Annotated in this window: 23 protein-coding genes and 6 tRNA genes; 22 read left to right on the forward strand and 7 right to left on the reverse strand. The window is 53.7% G+C overall.

The window, feature by feature from the left end; all coding sequences use genetic code 11:
- Positions 1-5: 5 nt before the first annotated feature.
- The 3 genes from fldB to ACJJJB_RS04450 form a co-directional block, all read right to left on the reverse strand.
- Complete coding sequence (fldB, locus tag ACJJJB_RS04440; RefSeq protein ID WP_020414704.1) at positions 6-545, reverse strand: flavodoxin FldB; 540 nt, start codon at positions 543-545, stop codon at positions 6-8.
- A gap of 17 nt (positions 546-562) precedes the next feature.
- Positions 563-1,033 (reverse strand): tRNA (uridine(34)/cytosine(34)/5-carboxymethylaminomethyluridine(34)-2'-O)-methyltransferase TrmL, encoded by a 471-nt coding sequence (trmL, locus tag ACJJJB_RS04445; protein WP_020414705.1) that lies wholly within the window; start codon positions 1,031-1,033, stop codon positions 563-565.
- 94 nt (positions 1,034-1,127) lie between these two features.
- Positions 1,128-1,658, reverse strand: a complete 531-nt coding sequence (locus tag ACJJJB_RS04450) for a glycine cleavage system transcriptional repressor (protein ID WP_444901908.1) — start codon at positions 1,656-1,658, stop codon at positions 1,128-1,130.
- A 130-nt stretch (positions 1,659-1,788) separates the two neighbouring features.
- Between ACJJJB_RS04450 and ACJJJB_RS04455 the strand changes: the two genes are divergently transcribed.
- From ACJJJB_RS04455 to ACJJJB_RS04470, 4 genes are all read left to right on the forward strand, one after another.
- Positions 1,789-2,088: an MTH1187 family thiamine-binding protein gene (locus ACJJJB_RS04455; protein ID WP_020414707.1), complete on the forward strand. Its 300-nt coding sequence runs from the start codon at positions 1,789-1,791 to the stop codon at positions 2,086-2,088.
- A 22-nt stretch (positions 2,089-2,110) separates the two neighbouring features.
- The gene (locus ACJJJB_RS04460; protein WP_445365802.1) at positions 2,111-2,923 is read left to right on the forward strand and encodes a class I SAM-dependent methyltransferase; all 813 of its coding nucleotides are present in this window, start codon (positions 2,111-2,113) and stop codon (positions 2,921-2,923) included.
- 79 nt (positions 2,924-3,002) lie between these two features.
- Complete coding sequence (locus tag ACJJJB_RS04465) at positions 3,003-3,227, forward strand: YheU family protein (protein ID WP_020414709.1); 225 nt, start codon at positions 3,003-3,005, stop codon at positions 3,225-3,227.
- Complete coding sequence (locus ACJJJB_RS04470) at positions 3,220-3,858, forward strand: alpha/beta fold hydrolase (RefSeq protein ID WP_445365803.1); 639 nt, start codon at positions 3,220-3,222, stop codon at positions 3,856-3,858. The genes ACJJJB_RS04465 and ACJJJB_RS04470 overlap by 8 nt, the downstream gene beginning before the upstream one ends.
- Here ACJJJB_RS04470 and ACJJJB_RS04475 read toward each other — a convergent pair.
- Positions 3,833-4,120, reverse strand: a complete 288-nt coding sequence (locus tag ACJJJB_RS04475) for an antibiotic biosynthesis monooxygenase family protein (RefSeq protein ID WP_020414711.1) — start codon at positions 4,118-4,120, stop codon at positions 3,833-3,835. The two genes, ACJJJB_RS04470 and ACJJJB_RS04475, sit on opposite strands and share 26 nt — an antisense overlap.
- A 113-nt stretch (positions 4,121-4,233) precedes the next feature.
- Here ACJJJB_RS04475 and tusA point away from each other — a divergent pair, with 113 nt between their 5' ends.
- Complete coding sequence (gene tusA / locus ACJJJB_RS04480; protein ID WP_026305254.1) at positions 4,234-4,464, forward strand: sulfurtransferase TusA; 231 nt, start codon at positions 4,234-4,236, stop codon at positions 4,462-4,464.
- Positions 4,465-4,564: 100 nt separating this feature from the next.
- On the opposite strand, the gene ACJJJB_RS04485 is transcribed toward tusA, so the two are convergent.
- Positions 4,565-5,251, reverse strand: coding sequence for a hypothetical protein (locus ACJJJB_RS04485; RefSeq protein WP_020414713.1), 687 nt, complete (start codon positions 5,249-5,251; stop codon positions 4,565-4,567).
- Between the two features lie 293 nt (positions 5,252-5,544).
- Between ACJJJB_RS04485 and ACJJJB_RS04490 the strand changes: the two genes are divergently transcribed.
- The 5 genes from ACJJJB_RS04490 to ACJJJB_RS04510 are packed head-to-tail and all read left to right on the forward strand — an operon-like array spanning position 5,545 to position 10,224.
- Complete coding sequence (locus ACJJJB_RS04490) at positions 5,545-6,129, forward strand: elongation factor P hydroxylase (RefSeq protein ID WP_445365804.1); 585 nt, start codon at positions 5,545-5,547, stop codon at positions 6,127-6,129.
- Positions 6,126-7,019, forward strand: a complete 894-nt coding sequence (locus ACJJJB_RS04495; protein ID WP_444901906.1) for a 5'-3' exonuclease — start codon at positions 6,126-6,128, stop codon at positions 7,017-7,019. Before ACJJJB_RS04490 ends, ACJJJB_RS04495 begins: the two co-directional genes overlap by 4 nt.
- A complete protein-coding gene (locus tag ACJJJB_RS04500) occupies positions 7,016-8,146 on the forward strand; it encodes a 4-phosphoerythronate dehydrogenase (RefSeq protein ID WP_020414717.1) in 1,131 nt (376 codons plus the stop codon). Before ACJJJB_RS04495 ends, ACJJJB_RS04500 begins: the two co-directional genes overlap by 4 nt.
- Positions 8,137-9,285 carry an ATP-NAD kinase family protein gene (locus tag ACJJJB_RS04505; protein WP_445365805.1) on the forward strand — a complete coding sequence of 383 codons (1,149 nt, stop codon included), beginning with the start codon at positions 8,137-8,139 and terminating at the stop codon, positions 9,283-9,285. The genes ACJJJB_RS04500 and ACJJJB_RS04505 overlap by 10 nt, the downstream gene beginning before the upstream one ends.
- The gene (locus tag ACJJJB_RS04510; protein ID WP_445365806.1) at positions 9,286-10,224 is read left to right on the forward strand and encodes a class I SAM-dependent methyltransferase; all 939 of its coding nucleotides are present in this window, start codon (positions 9,286-9,288) and stop codon (positions 10,222-10,224) included.
- Between the two features lie 179 nt (positions 10,225-10,403).
- Here the strand turns inward: ACJJJB_RS04510 and ACJJJB_RS04515 are convergent, their stop codons facing one another.
- Both ACJJJB_RS04515 and ACJJJB_RS04520 read right to left on the reverse strand, forming a co-directional pair.
- Positions 10,404-10,805 (reverse strand): hypothetical protein, encoded by a 402-nt coding sequence (locus tag ACJJJB_RS04515; protein WP_020414720.1) that lies wholly within the window; start codon positions 10,803-10,805, stop codon positions 10,404-10,406.
- Positions 10,805-12,019 carry a pyridoxal phosphate-dependent aminotransferase gene (locus ACJJJB_RS04520; RefSeq protein ID WP_020414721.1) on the reverse strand — a complete coding sequence of 405 codons (1,215 nt, stop codon included), beginning with the start codon at positions 12,017-12,019 and terminating at the stop codon, positions 10,805-10,807. The genes ACJJJB_RS04515 and ACJJJB_RS04520 overlap by 1 nt, the downstream gene beginning before the upstream one ends.
- Positions 12,020-12,147: 128 nt before the next feature.
- Between ACJJJB_RS04520 and msrB the strand changes: the two genes are divergently transcribed.
- The 12 genes from msrB to ACJJJB_RS04580 all read left to right on the forward strand — a co-directional run bounded on the left by msrB (position 12,148) and on the right by ACJJJB_RS04580 (position 18,686).
- Positions 12,148-12,561 (forward strand): peptide-methionine (R)-S-oxide reductase MsrB, encoded by a 414-nt coding sequence (gene msrB, locus ACJJJB_RS04525; RefSeq protein WP_445365807.1) that lies wholly within the window; start codon positions 12,148-12,150, stop codon positions 12,559-12,561.
- Positions 12,558-13,364, forward strand: a complete 807-nt coding sequence (locus ACJJJB_RS04530; protein WP_020414723.1) for a DUF1499 domain-containing protein — start codon at positions 12,558-12,560, stop codon at positions 13,362-13,364. Before msrB ends, ACJJJB_RS04530 begins: the two co-directional genes overlap by 4 nt.
- Positions 13,365-13,499: 135 nt before the next feature.
- Positions 13,500-13,575, forward strand: a tRNA-Glu gene (locus ACJJJB_RS04535).
- A gap of 1 nt (position 13,576) precedes the next feature.
- Positions 13,577-13,652 (forward strand) — tRNA-Gly (locus ACJJJB_RS04540).
- A gap of 121 nt (positions 13,653-13,773) precedes the next feature.
- Positions 13,774-13,849, forward strand: a tRNA-Glu gene (locus ACJJJB_RS04545).
- 34 nt (positions 13,850-13,883) lie between these two features.
- Positions 13,884-13,959, forward strand: a tRNA-Gly gene (locus ACJJJB_RS04550).
- A gap of 120 nt (positions 13,960-14,079) precedes the next feature.
- Positions 14,080-14,155 (forward strand) — tRNA-Glu (locus tag ACJJJB_RS04555).
- Positions 14,156-14,194: 39 nt separating this feature from the next.
- Positions 14,195-14,270 (forward strand) — tRNA-Gly (locus ACJJJB_RS04560).
- 211 nt (positions 14,271-14,481) lie between these two features.
- Entirely contained in the window at positions 14,482-15,417 is a 936-nt protein-coding gene (locus tag ACJJJB_RS04565; RefSeq protein WP_020414724.1) for an ABC transporter ATP-binding protein, read from the forward strand.
- Positions 15,414-16,187, forward strand: a complete 774-nt coding sequence (locus ACJJJB_RS04570) for an ABC transporter permease (RefSeq protein WP_020414725.1) — start codon at positions 15,414-15,416, stop codon at positions 16,185-16,187. Before ACJJJB_RS04565 ends, ACJJJB_RS04570 begins: the two co-directional genes overlap by 4 nt.
- An 8-nt stretch (positions 16,188-16,195) precedes the next feature.
- Positions 16,196-17,026, forward strand: coding sequence for an NADPH-dependent 7-cyano-7-deazaguanine reductase QueF (gene queF, locus ACJJJB_RS04575; RefSeq protein ID WP_020414726.1), 831 nt, complete (start codon positions 16,196-16,198; stop codon positions 17,024-17,026).
- A gap of 238 nt (positions 17,027-17,264) precedes the next feature.
- The gene (locus tag ACJJJB_RS04580; RefSeq protein ID WP_444945336.1) at positions 17,265-18,686 is read left to right on the forward strand and encodes a DcaP family trimeric outer membrane transporter; all 1,422 of its coding nucleotides are present in this window, start codon (positions 17,265-17,267) and stop codon (positions 18,684-18,686) included.
- The last annotated feature ends 1 nt before the right edge of the window (position 18,687 follow it).

An 18,687-nucleotide genomic window follows, 5' to 3' on the forward strand; every position in this document is an offset into this window, starting at 1 on the left:
TTCCGTCAGGCCTCGTCTCGCAGGCCAAACTCGCGCATTACCTGATCGCACCAGCGCTGGATACGCTCTTCACTGAGGTCGAATTCATTTTCCTCATCGAGAGCGAGGCCAACAAACTGGCTGCCATCGGAAGTAAGGCCTTTGGACTCCTCAAACTCATAGCCCTCTGCGGGCCAGTAGCCCACTATACGGGCTCCACAAGCCTGCAATTGAGCGTGCAGGTAACCTAGAGCATCTTGAAACCACTGGGGGTAGCCTTCCTGGTCGCCAAGGCCGAACAGGGCTGCAGTTTTGCCGTGTAAGTCCAGTTGCGCCAGGTCATCCCAGATATTTTCCCAATCTTCCTGTAACTCGCCATAGTCCCAGGTAGGTATACCGAGCAGCAGGAAGTCATAATCCTCAGCCTGGGCGATATCCACTTCAGCCACATTGTGTATGTCTATCCACTGGGTCCCGATACATTGGCGGATTTTCTCTGCGGCCATTTCCGTGTAGCAGGTGCTGGAGCCGTAAAAGAGCCCTATTGGGGCTTGAGAATTTTGCATAACAAGTGAAATTCTTACTACTGGGTGAGGGCGCCACTAAAGTCCAACTGCCGCCAGGCTTCGTAGATGACGATGGCGGCGGCATTGGACAGGTTGATACTGCGGCTCTCCGCACGCATCGGGATACGCAGGGTGTTTTGGTGGCCTACTTCCTGCAGAAATTCCGCCGGCAGCCCCCGGGTCTCGGGGCCGAAGACGATAGCGTCGCCGTCATGATACGCCACAGAAGTATGGCTATGACTGCCTTTGGTGGACAGGGCCAATACCCGGGCCGGTTTTTCGCTGTCGAGAAAAGTCTGCCAGTCCTGGTGGCGAACTACACGGCTGTATTCACTGTAATCGAGCCCGGCGCGGCGCAGGCGTTTATCGTCCATATCGAAGCCGAGGGGCTCAATCAGGTGCAGCTCGGCGCCGGTATTGGCGCAGAGGCGAATAATATTACCGGTGTTGGGGGCAATTTCAGGTTGGTACAGAACAATCTTGAACATTCGCTGGGAGTCGCCTGTGGTGGCGCTATATGGCTTGGCTGAATTGAGCTGGGCGGAAGTGCCCAGCTTCGCATGGCTGCGGATTATTCCACAATTAGATGGGGGTGGCGATCTCCTCGCAGTCGATTTCCACACCCAGTTCGTTGGCAATCTGGTCGAGTTCATCGCGCAGGCCATCGAGATCTATATTCTCGTCCACACTGATGGTGCATTCGGCGGTGAATAGGGGTTCGCCACTCCAGGGTGTGCTGCTGTAGATGGTCTCCAACTGTTCCATATTGATATGGTGGGCGGTGAGCGCACGGGAGATTTCTCGAACTATGCCCGGACGGTCATTGCCTACCAGCTTTAGGGTAAGGGTCTGCTGTGGGGAGGTTGAAACGGCCACGGCATCTTCGATTACCAGGTTGTATCCGTCGTCGGCCAGTTTGGCGAGGGCATCTTTCATGGGTTGGCTTTTGTCACCGGGTACGGCGACACGCAGAATACCGGCAAACTTTCCTGCGAAGTGCGCCATATGGCTATCTTCCCAGTTGCCGCCGTTATCAGCAATGGCTGTCGAAAGCTTCTCTACAACACCGGGCTTGTCGTCACAGATCAGAGAGATAACGAGATGCTGTTGCATGTAATATTCCTTTACTTCACTAGAGACCAATAGAAAGCATTGTAATAGGATCTCGTCGGATAACTCTATCGGTCAATCTCAAAGCCATTATCTTTCACGCCCGTACCGGGTAACTTGCGAGGGACTGTCGATGAAGGTACTTGCCGATTTATGTGTGATTCCCATGGGTGTAGGGGTGTCCGTAAGTAAGTATGTTGCAGAGTGCGAGAAAGCGTTGGCGGAAGCCGGGCTTACTCACCATTTACATGCTTACGGCACCAACATAGAGGGGGAGTGGGATGAGGTGATGGCGGCAGTGAAAGCCTGTCATGAGCGGGTGCATGCAATGGGTGCTGAGCGCATCACCACCAGCCTGAAATTGGGAACTCGTGTAGACCGTGACCAGTCATTACAGGATAAGATCGACAGTGTGCGATCGAAGCTGGATTAACGATAACAAAACAGGAACGATTATGACGATCAATATCAAGAAATCTCTGGTAGCGCTAGCTGGTGCTCTGGCCCTGGCCACTGGCGCGCAGGCTGCCGACTTGAGTTCGGTAATCAAGGGAGACCAGCGCAGCAAGGAGTACGCCGCTCGTGACCAGTACCGCAATCCCGCAGAAACCCTCAAGTTTATGGGAATTGAGCCGGATATGACCGTTGTGGAGATTACTCCCGGAGGCGGTTGGTATACGGAAATTCTCGGCCCCTACCTGAGTGAGAAGGGTAAGCTCTACGCGGCACACTTTCCTCAAGACAGTGAGTCTGCTTATTATCAGCGCTCCCTGAAGAACTTTAAGGAAAAGCTCGCAGGTAATGAAAAAGCCTACAAAAACGTAGTTATTACTGAGTTCTCACCCCAGACTGGCCGTGAAGTTGCACCTGCCGGCAGTGCTGATGCCGTAGTGACCTTCCGCAATGTACACAACTGGATGTACCGCGATTATCAGGATAAAGCGTTTGCCAGCTTTTTCGCTGCCCTAAAGCCTGGCGGCATCCTGGGTGTGGTTGAGCATCGCGCCAAACCTGGTACCAGCATGGAAGATATGATTAAGAGTGGTTATGTCACCCAGGAGTACGTAATTGAAGTCGCTAAGAAAGCGGGTTTCGAGCTGGAGGAAGCCAGTGAGGTGAATGCCAACCCGAAAGATACTGCCAAGCACCCGAAAGGGGTTTGGACCCTGCCGCCCTCGCTGCGCCTGGGGGATGAGGATAAGGATAAGTACCTGGCCATTGGTGAGAGCGACCGCATGACCCTGCGCTTCCGCAAGCCAAAGTCTTAAGCCACAATCCCACCTCGCTGATATCGTCAATATTGGGAGCGGCATTTGCCGCTCCCATCTCACCCTATCTGATAGTTGTATGATCATTCCCTATGAACAGCTGGATGCCAGCACCCTGCAGAACTTGTTGGAAGAATACGCCACCCGAGAAGGCACCGAATATGGTGAGAGCGAAGTGGAATTACCGGAGAAGGTTGCGAGCTTACGCCGACAGCTTCAGTCCGGTGAGGTAGTCATCTGGTTTGAACCGGGTGAGGAGAGCGTCAACCTGGTGCTCGCCCAGGATCTGCCCACCGATGTCTAATTACCTGATAGATAGCCCCCAGTCACCCAAAGCCCGCTTTCTGTTTGCCCACGGTGCTGGCGCGCCCATGGATAGCGAATTTATGCAGGCTCTTTCCCTGGGGCTGTGTGGACAGGGTGTAGAGGTGATTCGCTTCGAGTTTCCCTATATGGCCCAACGTCGCACCGGTGGCAGTAAGCGCCCGCCTAACACCATGCCCCAGCTCGAGGAGTGTTTTCGCGAGCAGATTGCGCATTTTTCGGGAGGTTTTCCCTTATTTATTGGTGGCAAGTCCATGGGGGGGCGGGTGGCGAGCCTGCTTGCTGATGAAAGCTTTGCCGAGAGTTTGATTGCAGGAGTTGTCTGCCTGGGCTATCCGTTCCATCCTCAGGGCAAACCGGACAAGCTGCGCACTGAGCATTTACAGGCGATCTCCTGCCCGACGCTCATCGTTCAGGGGGATAGAGACCCTCTAGGCAACCGTGTAGAAGTCGACACTTACGGATTAGCAGATACTATCGAAGTTGAGTGGCTGGAGGATGGTGATCACGACTTTAAGCCCCGCCGTGCCAGTGGTTTTACTCATGCAGGGCATTGGCAGTCTGCGGTGGAAATAGCGGCGCAATTTATGCTGCGGTCTCAAGGACGATAATACGCTCTTCCTGAACCAATAAGGGGCTCAACATGGCCATTTGGGCGCGGCGCTCCTCACTAGTGTACCAGTGTTGCCAGTGCAGCTCGGATTGCCACTTCGATAAGGTGAAGCGGCGCAGGGGATTGCCCTTTTCGATATAGGTCTGCCCTTCGATAAAGCCGATGGTGCGGTAGGCACAGGTCAGTACCTTGCGTGCTGCCTCCTCATAGCTACTCTGCATTTCGGCAGCGATCTCCCGCTCAATCAATACATAAATCATTGTGTACCCAAATCGCGATAGGGCCTTAGAGGAGTTTAGTGCGTCAATCCTGGATTTAGGTGACTGCCAGTTTTCGGGTGACGAAGCCCGTTAAATTGCGCACAATTGGCTATATGAAGTTTGATCACACTCTCGACGCCCGCGGCCTCTTGTGCCCGGAGCCTGTAATGATGCTGCACTCAGCGGTGCGAAATGTCGCCGATGGGGAGGTACTGAAAATGCTTGCCACTGACCCGTCCACCCAGCGGGATGTACCTAAGTTTTGCCAATTTCTTGGCTATGAGCTGGTTCAACACGTTGAGGAGAATGACGAATTCGTTTTCTGGATTAGAAAAGGGGAATAGCCGGTCGAGATCTTTTGCTGCCGCCCCAGCCCATAATGGCAGGGACGGCAACACACTCCTGGATACAATTCTCTGCCGACTAGATGGTCGGTCGAATAGATTATGGCGCCGTTACCAGTGCGGCGATGGCGGCCAAGGCCTCCGGGTCCTCTGATTTGATCTTGTTGGCGATATGGTGCTGGAAAAAGTAGCGAAAGCCCACGCTCTCCTGTGCGGGGTACAGGCAATGGTCACCCGGCAGTACCGGGGTGGTCTCAACGATATCGTGGTCGATCAGCATGCCGTGGATCAAACCATCGGCGTGCAGGCGCCAGCTGATCACCTCAATTAACGTCAGGTTCTCCCGATCCTCATCCATAAACACCGCGTGGGTGCCGATGGTATCGGGGATCTCCTGCAGCACTTCTTCAGCTTTGCTGCTCTCAAACTCAAAGTATTCCGCCGCAGTCTCCAGCTCGACGACTTTGTGAATGGGTGGGTGGTGGAAGATTTCCTCAATGCCGGGATCGTAGTAGCCTTCAAAGCGTCCATCTAAAGGGTCCTTGATGTCTGGACAGGCCACTATTGAGTTTAACCAGGGAACGAGGCCTACGACCTCGCCATTTGCTTTAAGCCCCCAGCACAGCACTTTCAGACTGTAGAAGTCTGTTCCGCTGGAGTTGTTGGAGTAGAGCATTTCCAAGCCGTCGAGTTCTGGCGACAGGCGGATAAAGCGCCGGTCCGCAGAAGTCTCGATCGGCTCGCCGGTGAAGAGGTCAACCACATTGTTAATGCTGTGGTCTGTCATGGAACACCTCCTGGCAGGGCCGGTTGTAAACCGTCTCCACTCAGACAAAGGTGCGACTACCTATGCCCTATCTCTGAAGGAAGACTGAATCAGGAGGGTATTTGACTACTTTATCCCTCCTCCGGGAATTCGCTGAAAGGGCAGGTGCCCAACGCGGCATCCCTGCCAGTAAAGGTATATGTTGATTTGCGGAAATACAACCAGCGCTGTCAATTGGCTCCACTGCGGCACAGCTTTGATCGAGGCGCCTGCGTTGATATAGTCCCCGCCTTTGCGGTACCCCGGAGAACACCTTGCCCGTTCCTAACCCAGAAATGGCTTCAGTTTCTACAATTTTGCCTATGGCGGATCGCATAATTGGCGTCTTTAATCGTTGTTTTGCGGATCCAAATGGGCTCAATACCCGACTTTGTGGCGGTTTTCCTGAACCCTACTACCGCCCCGCCGCCATGAACAAGGGGGTTCACCAGGTGGAATTTACCTTGGATTATGCCGCCAGCGCCCTGCACGAAGTGGCCCATTGGTGTGTGGCCGGGGAGGCGCGCCGCCTGCTTCCTGACTATGGCTATTGGTATGAAGCGGATGGGCGCAGCCCTGAGCAGCAGGCTGAGTTTGAGCTTGTGGAGGTCAAGCCCCAGGCGCTGGAGTGGGTCTTCGCGCGCGCCTGTGGTTTCCGGTTTCGGGTCAGTGCAGACAACCTACAAAGCGGCCTGGGCCCTAGCGACACCTTTAAGAAGGCAATCTGGGAACAGGTGCAGGAGTACTGTGCCCAGGGGCCAAACGCTCGGGCGAAGACTTTTGCCCAGGCACTGGCTGAGGAGTTTGAGTGCCCGGACCCGCTCGATAAGGTTGCCTACCAATTGGTGGAGTTATCGTGAGCAGCTATCTGATTGACGCCTCCGTCTATATTTTCCGCTATTACTTTGCGCTGCCGCCCAACTGGGAGAGCCGCAGCGGTTACTCCACTGAAGCTGTTTATGGCTTCACTAATTTCCTGCTGGATATGTTAGCGCGAGATCCGCGCCATATAGCCTGTGCTTTTGATGAGTCTTTGGGCAGTTGCTTCCGCAATGAGCTGTACCCGGACTATAAATGCAGTCGCGCTATGCCCGATGAGGCATTGGCCTTCCAGCTGGCGGCGTGTCGGGAGATGGCGGAGGCCCTGGGAATTGCCAGCTTCTCCAGTGAGCGTTATGAGGCAGACGACATTCTTGCCACCCTCACCCGAAAGCTGCGAAGGCACAAGCCGATTGTTGTGAGCCGCGACAAGGATCTGGGGCAATTGCTGGATAGGGGGGCCTCCTCCCTTTGGGACTTCGCTGCGGATCGCCATATGGATAGCGAAGCCTTGGAGCAAAAGTTTGGGGTGAAACCGGCACAGATTGCCGATTATCTGGCACTGGTAGGGGATAGCAGCGACGATATTCCCGGAATTCCAGGTGTTGGTCCCAAGACAGCGGCGCGACTACTGGAGGCTTTTGAGGGCATAGAGATGCTCCTGGTGCAGCTGGAGCAGGTGGCGTCACTACCTATTCGTGGTGCCAAGGGAATTGCCCAGCGCTTGCAGGAATTTGAAGAGCAGTTACGTCTGGCCAAGCGCCTCACCAGCCTGGAAGAGAATATCCCCCTGGGTATTGCTGTGGCAGATCTGCGTCCGCAAGTAGTGGACCTGGATCTGGCCCAGGCCCTCGCGGAAGAATTTGGTATCGGGGGCCTGAAAGGGAAGATGGTGCGGACCGTGAGCCGTATGGATGGAGAGCTTGCATGAGTGAAAGTTTAACTAATGGTGCCAGCCTGAAGATTGTCGCGGATGAAAATATTCCGGCCCTAGAGCAATACTTCGGGGATCTGGGCACACTGGTGCGTTACCCTGGCCGAACCCTTACCCGTGAGCAACTTGCCGACGCCGATATTCTGCTGGTGCGCTCGGTCACGCGAGTAAACCAAAGCCTGTTGGAAGGTACGCCAGTCCGCTTTGTTGGTAGCTGCACAATTGGCACTGACCACCTGGATACCGACTGGCTGGAGCGCAATGGCATTTATTGGAGCGCCGCGCCGGGCTGTAATGCCAACTCCGTTGTGGAATATGTATTCTGTGCTCTGGCGGCCCTGGGGGCCGACTGGCGTGGGCGCAGCTTTGGAATTGTCGGTTGCGGCAATGTTGGCGGCCTGCTGCAGAAGCGGCTGCACAACCTGGGCGCTACCTGCGCTATTTACGATCCCTGGTTACCAGAGAACCCAGACTATGCGCCGTTGGAGCAGGTGCTTAGCCAGGATATTGTGTGCCTGCATGCTCCTCTGGTTAAAAGTGGCCTTTACCCGAGCTTACATATGATTGGTGCGGAGCAGCTTGTACATATCCGGGATGGAGCGGTGCTGATTAGTGCCGGGCGGGGTGCGGTGGTAGATAACCGCGCACTGCTTCAACTCCTGCAAAAAGAGCGGCGTTTTAGCACAGTGCTGGATGTCTGGGAAAATGAGCCGGGTATTGATACTGAACTATTGAAATTGGTTGACCTGGGCACGCCGCATATTGCCGGCTATAGCCTGGACGGCAAGCTTGCGGGTACTCACATGATTCGAGAGGCACTGTCGAATGCGCTGGACCTGGCACTACCTGCAGTGGATAAAAGTACGGGATGTGAGGCCGCGCAAAATAGAATTGTCTCAGGAGGCATCCAGGCAGAACTGCTGTTGCAAATGTATGATCCCCGCAATGATGATTGCCGTCTGCGTGAAGCGGCGGAAGGCCCTGAGCCGATGTCTAAAGCCTTCGACCGTTTGCGCCGAGAATACCCCGAGCGCCTGGAATTTTCTCATTACAGTACGTCGGCGCAAAACCTGAGTGAAAGTGATAAAGAGCAGTTAGCGGTGTTGGGGCTTAAGTGCAATTAGACAAGCAAGTAAAAAAACTGGGGCTGATTATCAACCCCTGGGCGGGTGTCGGTGGCCCGGCGGGGCTTAAGGGCAGTGATGGGGCTGAGGCGGTGGCACAGGCGCTGGCTGCAGGGATCGAGCCTCAATCCCACAAGCGCGCCGCAATCGCCCTGGAGGCATTAGCCCCTTTTCGCGAGCAATTGGAGCTTCTGTGTTTTGCCGGTGATATGGGTACAGATACCGCTCGCGCGCTCGGTTTCTCTGTCAATGAGGTGGGGGCTGCCGATAGCAGCCCATCCACTCCCGCAGACACGGAAAAAGCAGCTAAAGCGATTCGCGATGCCGGTGCTGACCTAATTGTTTTTATCGGTGGAGATGGCACTGCACGCAATATGGTTAATGCCCTTGGGGAGCATTTCCCTGTGCTGGGTATTCCTGCCGGAGTCAAGATGCATTCCGCATGTTTTGCTATTTCCCCCAAAGCTGGCGGCGAGGTTTTACGGCGCCTCATGTCCGGTCAGTTGGTGGATTTGTGTGAGCGCGAAGTGCGGGATATCGACGAACAATCTTTTCGCCAGGGTAGAGTGAGCACCCGTTATTACGGCGAACTGTTGGTGCCCCAGGAGGGGCATTTTTTACAGGCAGTAAAAAATGCCGGGCGTGAGGTGGAAGAACTGGCTGTGGCAGACATTGCCGCTGAGATTGTTGAAGAGTTGGACCCCGGTACCCTGTACATTGTTGGCCCCGGCTCAACAACCCTGGCGATAATGACTGAGCTGGGCTGTAAAGGTACTTTGTTGGGGGTGGATTTGCTGATCGACGGTGCCTTACAACAGACGGATGTGGGTGCACCACAGATTGAGGCGGCGATCGCTGTGCACCAGGGCCCAATAAAAATCTTGCTCACTGCTATTGGTGGCCAGGGGCACTTGATTGGCCGTGGCAACCAGCAGTTTTCCGCAAGAGTTCTACGGGAAGTCGGGCGTGATAATTTAATGGTTGTCGCTACTAAAACCAAAATAACTGAACTTGGAGGCCGCCCCCTGTTGGTGGATAGCGGTGAGCCGGAATTAGATCGGGATTGGAGTGGCTTTATCCGGGTAGTTACCGGCTACCGGGATGCGATTTTATACCCATTGAGTAACGGAGAAGTTTGAGTGTCTACCAATTGGCAGCAGCTACTGGAGCTGGTTGAGTCCAAAATAGCGCAGGGTGGCAGAGACAGTCGTCGTCTGTTCCACGGCCGTGGCCGTTGCTATGAGGGGTTGGAGCAGATTTGTGTCGACAGTTTTTTTCCAGCGCTGCTGGTGACTTTTTTCGAAGAGTATGAAGGAGAAACGGAGTTGTGCGAAACGCTCTGGCAACTGGCAGAGCCGCATGATTACCGTGGTATTGCTACTCAGCGCCGCTACCAGACTGGTGCCCCGATAGAGTGGCAGTGTGGTGAGCCTGTGGCAGCTCCGATGGCACAGCGTGGCGAACTGAAGTTTCCCCTGACCTTTGAGCGACAGAACGTTGGTTTTTTCCTGGATATAGAACCAGGGCGCACTTGGTTGGAAGAACAGATTCGTGCCCGGGCGGAACAGGGGGCTGTGAAAATGCTGAACCTGTTTGCCTTTACCTGTGCCTTTTCTGCTGTGGCTCGTGCAGCAGGGGATATTGAAATCGTCAATGTGGATGTGAATCGCGGTGTGTTAAATCGCGGGCGCGAAAACCACGAAGTGAACGGTTTGTCCCTGAACGGCATTCAATTCCTGCAATTTGACGCGCTGCGTCAATTCAAGCGTTTTGACCGCCGAGGCCCTTTCCAGTTGGGCATCGTAGATCCGCCCACACGCCAGAAAGGCCGTTTTGATGTGAGTCACAATTACGAAAAACTCGTACGACAATTGCCGGCCTGCCTTGCAGATGAGGCGGATTTGCTGATGGTCATCAATTCCCCCCGTCATAGTGAGGCGCATTTCCGCGAGCTGATCCTCGGCGCTGACAGAGGGTACGAAATTGTGACCCGCTTAGCGCAGAGTCCGGATTTTCCCGATCGGGACCCGGATGCGGCATTAAAAATGTTGCACGTAAAATACCGCCGCCAGGAATAGCGGCGCTATCTTTTTAGGGTATTTGAGCGGGCTGTTGAAATTTTTTGGCCGCTTGCCGAGCGGAACAGAAATTCTCCAGTCTTAAGTTGTGTATGTGAGTGCATGACCGGCCGAAAAGGGTTTATGGAAAGGTGTCATAAACCCTAGTTGAAGAGCAATAGATCCTTTTGGGCAGGTTGTTAAATAGCAGCAAATTCCCGCATCAAGCGTTCCATTAGGGTCTGTAATTTTGTAGATGATGCATCGCGTACTGCGCTATTGAGAAGCTGCGCGTTGCTCTGTCCTGACTCTGCATCTGCATTAATCAGCAATAGAAACCCGCGGTGGGTCAGTACAGTTTCTTCTGCCGCTTCCTGGCGAACCAGCTGGGAAAAAGTAATATAGCCACTTTGCTTTAGCCAGCTGATTGCTCCCAGGCAGGCCAAATGACGTGGCGAATGTAACCCGAATTCATCAGGGCTATCGGGCCCGGCGATGTCCTCAACATAAATTGTTGTGGGTAGGGGAAACTGGCCGAACAGTGCCAGCAGAATCCTGCCGGCATCCCGGTAGAAATCGTGAATATGTAAATCGTCCAACATCAGCGGGAATATCGCTCCAGAAAGTAGCCCAGGCGGGTCATCGCGTGGGATAGGTCATCTGCCCTTGGCAGGAATACGATGCGTAAATGATCCGGTGCATCCCAGTGGAAAGCGCTGCCCTGTATCAGCAGGATTTTCTCCTGGCGTAAGAACTCCAGCACCAGCTGCTCATCATTTTCGATCTTGTGGTGATCGAGGTTCAACTTGGGAAATAAATAGATGGCGCCGCTGGGTTTAACGCAACTTACTCCCGGAATGTCATTTAGCATCTGATGGCCCAAGTCCCTCTGCTGGCGCAAGCGTCCACCGGGTAGCACGAGATCGTTGATACTCTGGTAGCCACCAAGGGCTGTTTGTACAGCAAACATTGCCGGTACATTGCCACATAGTCGCATGGAGGCAAGTATATCCATGCCTTCAATAAACCCTTTAGCGCGATGTTTCGCGCCGCTCACTATCATCCAGCCTGATCGAAAACCGGCTAAGCGATAAGACTTGGACAGACCGTTGAAACTCAGGCAGAGCACGTCTGGAGCCAATTTGGCCATTGGGGTGAACTCGGCATCGTCGTAAAGAATTTTGCTGTAAATCTCATCGGCGAAAACGACCAGGTTGTGGCTGCGTGCCACTTCAACGATATCCTCCAGTAGCTCCTTTGGGTAAATGGCGCCAGTAGGGTTGTTGGGATTAATTACGACAATGCCGCGGGTACGAGAGGTAATCTTTGATTTAATATCCTCGATATCCGGCAACCAACCTGATTCCTCATCGCAGCGGTAGAGTACTGGTGTGGCACCGGTGAGGTTGGTGGCCGCCATCCAAAGAGGATAATTGGGCATGGGCAGTAACAGCTCATCACCGTTATTGAGCAGTGCCTGGGTAGCCATGGAAATTAGCTCTGAAACACCGTTGCCCAGGTAAATGTCGTCAATATCAACGCCCTGGATACCCAGGGTCTGGCACTCCTGCATAATGGCTTTACGCGCAGCGAAAAGGCCCTTTGATTCGACATAGCCCTGGGCTTGGGAGAGATTATGGATAACATCCTGGATAATCTCATCAGGAGCGTCGAAACCGAAAGGGGCGGGGTTGCCGATATTCAACTTCAGGATTCGGTGGCCTTCTTCTTCCATCCGGTAGGCCTGCTCCATGACAGGGCCGCGGATCTCATAGCAGACGCCGTGCAGTTTTTCAGATTTATGGATGTCCTTCATGGTGGTTCGGCAGCCCTGTAGCTTGGCAGGAGCGGTCCTGGGCCGCGTGCGAGCTGCGCGAAAGCCGGGAAGTTCACTGGCGGCGAGTGCCGCTCCTGCGGGAACTGGTAAAAATGGAACAAGAGAGTATGTCAAAACCAAAAGACGATAACTACTGGCGCGATAAGCTGACAGATGAGGAGTTTGAGGTATGTCGCAAGGGGGGGACAGAGCCACCATATACCGGCGAATATTGGGATGTTTTTGACGAAGGCGTTTATCGTTGCAAGTGTTGTGGCGAAGTTCTGTTTGATTCCGGAGCGAAATTTGAGAGTCACTGCGGCTGGCCCAGCTTTGATGCAGAGTTTGCCGAGGGGATAGTGCGAGAGCTCCCTGATAACAGTTTCGGTATTCAGCGAGTGGAGGTGCTTTGCAGCAAGTGTGACAGTCATCTCGGGCATATATTTGATGATGGCCCTACAGAAACCGGGTTGCGTTACTGTATTAATTCCTTATCGGTAAAACTGGATAAAAGCAGCGGCGAGGAAGGGGAAGAAGAGTGATTGAAAAACACTGGAGTCGCTGGCTGTTGTGGGCCCAATGGGTGCTGCTCAGTGCGATTGTTCTGGCCGGACTCGCGCTGAGATTTGGGCTGCTGCATTTCAGTATGGCTTTCAAGGTGTTCACCTACGCCGGTGCTGCGGCCCTGGCGATCGCCTTGGTCAGCCTGTTGATCTTTGTCTGGGGGGTACGTAGTAACAGCGCCGTGACCCGTAGTAATGCGTTGTGGGCAGTACTGCTCGGCCTACTGCCGGTGGCAATTCCGCTGATCACGGTGGGCAAGGACAACTTTACTGTGCCGAGAATTCACGATATCACCACTGATACCCGTAACCCACCCCAGTATCGTGTGGTGCCGGGCCTGCGTAAGCCGGGGGAGAACAGTGCGGAATACGGAGGGGAAGAGGTGGCAAGGTTGCAGCGGGAGGCCGATGTTTATGGCGATATCTACCCCTTGCATGTGCACCTGCCGGTCGAGCGCACTACTGAACTGGCCGCTGAGGTGGCTAAGGAGCTCGGCTGGGAAATTGTTTCCTACGAGCCCAGTAATGGCCACCTCGAAGCCGTGGATAGAACTCTGTTGCTGGGATTCACGGATGATATTGTTGTGCGAGTCAGGGCGGAAAGTGACGGTAGCTCACGAGTGGATGTCCGGTCCAGCTCACGGGTTGGGGTGAGTGACCTTGGTGCCAATGGAAAGCGTATCCGAGAATTTCTGGAGGAGTTGCGCCTGCATGCAGTCAGTGCGGCGAACAGTGCCGTCTCCCAGGGCCGGAAATCTGTTCCCTCGAATCCACCGGGTTAGGTAAGTGCCTGACAATAAAAGAAAAAAATTTTAACTCGGGTGTTGACAGCACCCTGAACGGTACATAGAATGCGCCCCACTTCTGACGCAGAGCTACACTTTAAAACGCAGCGATGACGACAGAGGTGATTCTGGGTCCCCATCGTCTAGAGGCCTAGGACACCGCCCTTTCACGGCGGTAACAGGGGTTCGACTCCCCTTGGGGATGCCACGCGGGAATAGCTCAGTTGGTAGAGCGCAACCTTGCCAAGGTTGAGGTCGCCGGTTCGAACCCGGTTTCCCGCTCCAAGTTTCACGCTTCACGAGTAGATCTCTAGTCCGCTCGGGAAGTATCGCCACAGAGAAATCCGTGGCCACTGCCATGGACAGCATGGCAGCACAGGGCCGAAAGGCTGCAGTGCAAGTTTCTGTCCCCATCGTCTAGAGGCCTAGGACACCGCCCTTTCACGGCGGTAACAGGGGTTCGACTCCCCTTGGGGATGCCAATACGACCTGGCAGCAATGCTGCCGGGTCAAATTGCGGGAATAGCTCAGTTGGTAGAGCGCAACCTTGCCAAGGTTGAGGTCGCCGGTTCGAACCCGGTTTCCCGCTCCAAGTTTTGCTTTACAGGGTGATGTTCAGGTCATATCTGGAGAGTGAAGTCACTGGAATACCAGTGGCAATGCCATGGACAGCATGGCAGCACGGGACCGACAGGTTGTAGTGCAAGTTTCTGTCCCCATCGTCTAGAGGCCTAGGACACCGCCCTTTCACGGCGGTAACAGGGGTTCGACTCCCCTTGGGGATGCCAATAAGGCCCGGCAGCACTGCTGCCGGGCCAACCCAAAGCGCGGGAATAGCTCAGTTGGTAGAGCGCAACCTTGCCAAGGTTGAGGTCGCCGGTTCGAACCCGGTTTCCCGCTCCAAATAAAAAGCCGCTCAATCGAGCGGCTTTTTAATTTTCCGATATATTGCTTCTTAATTTATCGCTTGTGCCAGAGCTTTTGGGACTGTAAGCGCGCGCCTGGACTTTCGGCAATTGCCAGGCTGGGCCACACTGTCAAATCCCAGTATTCCACCGGTTGAATTCCTTTGGGCAAGCGCGTTGAATGGCGCCTCCAGTAACGGGAGTGAGAGATGACCGCCGCGCTATCTATCCAGAATCTGCAAAAGACCTATGAAGGTGGCTTCCAGGCCCTGAAGGGCATCAGCTTTGAGGTGCAGCCAGGGGATTTCTTTGCCTTGCTGGGCCCCAACGGTGCGGGGAAGTCCACCACCATAGGCATTATTTGTTCCCTGGTGCGCAAGAGCGCCGGGAGCATCTCTATTTTTGGGGTTGATATCGATAGTGATTTTCCAGCCGCCAAGCGTCTATTGGGCGTGGTACCGCAGGAATTTAATTTCAGCCAGTTCGAGAAAGTATTCGATATCGTGGCCACCCAGGGCGGCTTTTATGGGATGCCGCGCAAGTTGGCGGAAGAGCGCACTGAAAAGTACCTCAAGCAACTCGGACTTTGGGATAAGCGGGCTACCCAGGCTCGTATGCTGTCCGGCGGTATGAAGCGCCGCCTGATGATCGCGCGGGCCCTGATCCACGAACCCAAATTATTGATTCTCGATGAGCCCACCGCAGGGGTGGATATCGAGCTGCGCCGTTCCATGTGGGCTTTCCTGGAGCAGATTAATGCGCAGGGCACCACTATTATCCTCACTACCCACTATCTGGAGGAGGCAGAAAGCCTGTGTCGCAACATTGCGATCATCGACAAAGGTACGATTGTTGAGAACACCTCAATCAAGTCCTTATTGAAGACCCTCAATCGTGAGACATTTATTCTCGACTGTAGTGAATATCTGGAAAAGGCGCCGGGGCTTTCAGGGTTTGAATGTCATCTGTTGGATAGCCACTCCCTGGAAATCACTGTCGAGAAGGGGCAGTCGCTGACAGAGGTTTTCATTGAGCTTAAAGCCCAAGGCGTTACTGTGACCAGTATGCGCAATCGTGCCAACCGCCTCGAGGAGCTGTTTATTTCCATGTTGTCCGAGGAAAAAATGGAGGGTGTGGACGAGTGAGCAGCAGATTAACCTGGATCTCCTTCAGCACAATTTTCCGGCGGGAAGTGCGTCGCTTTATGCGTATATGGCCGCAGACACTGGTGCCGCCAGTAATCACCATGTCATTGTATTTTGTGATTTTTGGTTCTCTCATTGGGAGCCGAATCGGAGATATGGGGGGTTATCCCTATATGGAATTTGTGGTGCCGGGTCTGATAATGATGTCGGTAATTACCAATTCTTATGCCAATGTTGTGTCCTCTTTTTATAGTGCCAAATTTCAGCGCAGTATTGAGGAGCTTTTGGTATCACCCACTCCCAATTGGGCGGTAATGGCTGGATATGTACTTGGCGGCGTGGCGAGGGGCTTGATTGTCGGCTTGATTGTCACCCTGGTGGCGATGTTTTTTACATCGCTCAGTGTTGAGCATGTTGGCGTTACCATAGCTATCGTTTTCCTGACCGCAGTACTTTTCTCTTTGGCCGGGTTTATTAATGCTATCTACGCCAATAGCTTTGATGCTATTTCTATTATCCCCACCTTTGTATTGACCCCGCTCACATACTTGGGGGGTGTTTTCTACTCTATCGAATTGCTTTCGCCCTTTTGGCAAGGGCTGTCAAAGCTCAACCCGATTCTCTATATGGTGAATTCTTTCCGCTATGGGATACTGGGAGTTTCAGATATCAACGTGGCTTGGGCTTTTATTGGGGTTTTGGTATTTATTGCACTTCTCGCCAGTTGGGGGCTCTACCTGATGAGTCACGGCAAGCGATTGAGGCATTGAGGTTGATTATGAGCAGAGAAGATTGGCAGAACCTCCCGCTGGGTCGGGAAACCACTTACGAATCCACTTATAACCCGCAGTTGCTGCACCCAATTCAGCGTTCCATCTCCCGCGCGCAGCTGGGCCTGTCCGCGGGGGCCCTGCCATTTTTTGGTGAGGATGAATGGTGGGGCTTTGAGCTCTCCTGGCTGAACCCGAAGGGTAAGCCGCAGGTTGCAGTAGCGCGATTTAGCTTCCCTGCGGAAAGCCCCTGTATGGTTGAGTCCAAGTCGTTCAAGCTGTACCTCAACTCCTTTAATCAGAGTAAATTTGAGTCTTGGCGATTGGTTCAAGATACCCTGGCAAAGGACCTGGGCGAAGCTGTTGGAGCTGCGGTTGAGGTGAATCTCCTGGATGTGGAAGATGCTGCCCTGGCGGTAGAAAGACCGCAGGGTTTTTGCCTGGATGACCTGGATATTGCCGTGGAGCAATACCAGCCGGCCCAATCGCTACTCGCTTTGGAAGGAAGTGGGGAAGATGTCAGTGAAACCCTCTACAGTCACCTGTTGCGTAGTAACTGCCCGGTTACTGGCCAGCCGGACTGGGCCACGGTTATGGTGGAGTACAAGGGGCCGGCGCTGAAAAGAGAGGCGCTGCTGGCCTACATTGTTTCTTTCCGTGAGCACCAGGATTTCCATGAGCACTGCGTAGAGCGGATATTCTGCGATCTGCAGCAGTTGGCGGAATTTTCTGAGCTGACGGTATGTGCCCGCTATACACGTCGTGGTGGCCTGGATATTAACCCATTGCGTTCCACTCGTATTGAGAAACCGCTGCCACCGCGTTTCGCCCGCCAATAATAATTTCTCTAGCTCTTATAGGCCTGGCACTAGCTGGGCCAGCTAAAGGCGCTTTTCTCCTTTTTATTTCCATCAATTGGCCAGCTTTGTAAAGGCTGGTACAGGATCAATACCAGTATTTCAGAGTCTTGAACTACGCTTTCTTGAATAAAACTGTGGGAAATATGCATCAGCTGCTGAAATAGCACTTTTAATTTGAGCAGGCCGGGCCCGAGGGAGATGGAGTCAAGCCTTAGATATGGAAATCAATACACAATCCCCTGCGCTTCCTGCTGTGATTGTGTTTGCCATACAGGCTCTTTTTGCCCAGCCTTCGATTGCGCAGGTATATGTTGAGGCGGATCAGTTACTGCGTGTTATCGAGGATCAGCAGCGCCAGCTGGAAGAGCAGGAGGCACAAATCCAGCGGCAAAAAGCGGCTCTTGATGCCCTGCGCCAGCAGGTGGAGGAGCTGCGGCGCGCAATCCCCCAAGACCCTTCACCCCCTCCTCGCATAAAAAACCATCCTCCCGAAATTTCACCCTCTGAATTGGAAGCGGCGATCGCCGAAGCACCAACAGACTGGCCAGGCTCAATTCAGGTAACTGGGACTGAGCTACGGATCAAGATAGGCGGCTTCGCGGAGCTGGATGCCAACTACGACACTGGTGCAATTGTGAGTCCCGCTGAATTTACTACCAGCGCTATTGTCACCAGTGACAGAACCGCAGCCGAAGGGGAGGATGGGCAGACCAATGTCAGTGTGCAGGTTTCGAGGTTAGAACTCGAGACCAAGATGCCCTGGGGGGGGAGGCAGATCAAGACTGAAACGACAATGGATTTCCTCAGGGATACCACTATTGCCGAGCCAATTTTACAGTTGCGTAAGGCTTATGGTCAGGTCAGCGATATCCTACTTGGTGGTGATTTACTGATCGGCCAGGACTGGTCCACATTCACTAATCTTAATGCCTGGCCAAACACCCTGGATTATGAGGGGCCAAATTCAATGCTGTCCCTGCGGCATCCTATTGTGCGTTGGCATCGCAAATATCACCCAACACTTACTCTGGAAGTTGCTTTGGAGGCGCCCGATGAGCGAGTGTTTGAGGGCGCTGTAGAAGTTTCTCGTTGGCCTGATGCGGTAGTCGCTGTTATCTCCCAGACGGACCGTTTTAATTTTCAAGGCAGTTTTATAGTGCGGGATTTACGTGGCAGTGGGGAACCACAATCCGCTGTTTCAGATACCGGGTGGGGAGTGAATTTGAGCGGTGTTATAGATATGCCTGGGCGCTTAGCTCCGGATTTCATTACATACTCCTTAAGCTTTGGGGCGGGATATGGGGGGCTCCTGAACGATTTTCCTGCAGATGCCTCTTATGATTTTTATGAAAACCGGCTGGAGGCGATTCCAACACTTGCCTGGTACATCGGCTACCAACATTGGTGGAGCCCATGCCTGTATACCGTCGCTACCTACGGATTGGTACAGCAGGATAATTTCGACTTTCAGCCTGGCTTTGCATTCCGGGAAACTCAATACAGCAGTATTAACCTGACATGGACTCCGACACCGCAATGGTTATTTGGTGTGGAGGCTCTCTACGGTACTCGGGAGGATAAGGATGGCGCCTACGGTTCGGTTTGGCGTACCCAATTCACTAGCCGAATTTCGTTTTAAG

This window comes from Microbulbifer variabilis, assembly GCF_052468405.1.

Excerpts from the sequence above, each read along its gene's own strand:
- ACJJJB_RS04470 (WP_445365803.1), top strand. The coding sequence starts at position 3,220 with ATGTCTAATTACCTGATAGATAGCCCCCAGTCACCCAAAGCCCGCTTT.
- ACJJJB_RS04520 (WP_020414721.1), bottom strand. The coding sequence starts at position 12,019 with ATGAAGGACATCCATAAATCTGAAAAACTGCACGGCGTCTGCTATGAG.
- ACJJJB_RS04515 (WP_020414720.1), bottom strand. The coding sequence starts at position 10,805 with ATGTTGGACGATTTACATATTCACGATTTCTACCGGGATGCCGGCAGG.
- ACJJJB_RS04565 (WP_020414724.1), top strand. The coding sequence starts at position 14,482 with ATGACCGCCGCGCTATCTATCCAGAATCTGCAAAAGACCTATGAAGGT.
- tusA (WP_026305254.1), top strand. The coding sequence starts at position 4,234 with ATGAAGTTTGATCACACTCTCGACGCCCGCGGCCTCTTGTGCCCGGAG.
- fldB (WP_020414704.1), bottom strand. The coding sequence starts at position 545 with ATGCAAAATTCTCAAGCCCCAATAGGGCTCTTTTACGGCTCCAGCACC.
- queF (WP_020414726.1), top strand. The coding sequence starts at position 16,196 with ATGAGCAGAGAAGATTGGCAGAACCTCCCGCTGGGTCGGGAAACCACT.
- ACJJJB_RS04455 (WP_020414707.1), top strand. The coding sequence starts at position 1,789 with ATGAAGGTACTTGCCGATTTATGTGTGATTCCCATGGGTGTAGGGGTG.
- ACJJJB_RS04580 (WP_444945336.1), top strand. The coding sequence starts at position 17,265 with ATGGAAATCAATACACAATCCCCTGCGCTTCCTGCTGTGATTGTGTTT.
- ACJJJB_RS04475 (WP_020414711.1), bottom strand. The coding sequence starts at position 4,120 with ATGATTTATGTATTGATTGAGCGGGAGATCGCTGCCGAAATGCAGAGT.
- trmL (WP_020414705.1), bottom strand. The coding sequence starts at position 1,033 with ATGTTCAAGATTGTTCTGTACCAACCTGAAATTGCCCCCAACACCGGT.
- ACJJJB_RS04485 (WP_020414713.1), bottom strand. The coding sequence starts at position 5,251 with ATGACAGACCACAGCATTAACAATGTGGTTGACCTCTTCACCGGCGAG.
- ACJJJB_RS04465 (WP_020414709.1), top strand. The coding sequence starts at position 3,003 with ATGATCATTCCCTATGAACAGCTGGATGCCAGCACCCTGCAGAACTTG.
- msrB (WP_445365807.1), top strand. The coding sequence starts at position 12,148 with ATGTCAAAACCAAAAGACGATAACTACTGGCGCGATAAGCTGACAGAT.
- ACJJJB_RS04460 (WP_445365802.1), top strand. The coding sequence starts at position 2,111 with ATGACGATCAATATCAAGAAATCTCTGGTAGCGCTAGCTGGTGCTCTG.
- ACJJJB_RS04500 (WP_020414717.1), top strand. The coding sequence starts at position 7,016 with ATGAGTGAAAGTTTAACTAATGGTGCCAGCCTGAAGATTGTCGCGGAT.
- ACJJJB_RS04450 (WP_444901908.1), bottom strand. The coding sequence starts at position 1,658 with ATGCAACAGCATCTCGTTATCTCTCTGATCTGTGACGACAAGCCCGGT.